Source organism: Vibrio sp. Y176, assembly GCF_033438945.1.
Map to the genome: position 1 here is coordinate 1 of NZ_JAWOQS010000086.1, position 1,254 is coordinate 1,254.

The 1,254-nt window shown below is 47.8% G+C and carries 1 protein-coding gene; it reads left to right on the top strand.

The window, feature by feature from the left end; genetic code table 11:
• On the top strand, nt 1-1,254 hold a 1,254-nt coding region (locus R7O13_RS24255; protein WP_318304854.1), incomplete at both ends, for an iron ABC transporter permease.

Here is a 1,254-nt window from a genome sequence, read left to right on the forward strand (position 1 = left end):
ATTGCCATTGGCAATGCCGGGTTACATTATTGGTTACATATTTACGGATTGGTTCGACTTTGCTGGCCCAATTCAAATATTCCTGCGTGATGTCACCGGGTGGGGACCTGGCGAATATTGGTTCCGAGATATTCGAACCTTGCCGGGGGCGACCTTTGTCCTGTCTCTAGTGCTATACCCTTACGTGTATCTACTGTGCCGCGCGGCGTTTATGGAACAGAATGTTTCACTGCTGCAAAGTGCCCGCTTGCTGAAATGCTCACCTTGGGAGAGCTTTTGGCGTATTTCGATGCCTTTGGTGCGACCTTCTATTGCCGTGGGTTTGTCGCTGGTGGCGATGGAAACCATTGGGGACTTCGGCACTGTCAGCTATTTCGCCGTTAACACATTAACGACAGCGGTTTACGACACATGGCTTGGTTATTCTAACCTTAACGCGGCCGCTAAAATTTCCGCAATTATGCTGTTGATTGTTGTGCTGCTACTCAGTACAGAACGCTATAGCCCCAGAAAGCAGAAACTATTCCAAAGCCAATTTAACAGCCATGAAGATTTTCGTTACGAGTTAAGTGGCTGGAAAAAATGGGCGGCACTGGTGTGGTGTTGGGGGCTGGTTGCTGTGGCGTTCATTTTGCCATTACTTCAGTTGATTGATTACTCCATTACTTACTTTGAGCAAAGCTGGACACCAGAATTCCGTGAGTACGCGTGGAACAGTCTTGTTGTGTCTGTCATTGCTGCGATCATCGGCGTGGCCGTTGCTCTTGTGGTTAACTTTACTCACCGAGTCAATGGCAAACGTGAAAGCCTTGCTTTTATGCGTCTTTCCTCAATGGGCTACGCAGTACCTGGAACGGTATTGGCGATTGGCGTGATGGTTGCCGTGCTGTTTATGGACTATCGCGTAAACGATATTGCGAAGGCGATGGAATGGGGTAGACCGGGGCTGATTTTCTCAGGCTCAATGTTTGCGTTGATCTTTGCGATGGTGGTGCGTTTCTCAGCTGTTGCGATTGGTAGTATCGAAAGTAATCTAAATAAAATTTCTCCATCGTTAGATATGGCGTCACGCACGATGGGATGTACGCCAAATACGATGCTGTGGCGAGTGCACTTTCCACTGGTAAAACGTGGTGCACTGATCGCGGCATTGTTGGTGTTTATTGAGTCGATGAAAGAGCTCAATGCCTCTCTACTTCTGCGTCCATTCAATTTTGAAACACTGGCAACATACGTATATAACTTTGCCTCGGA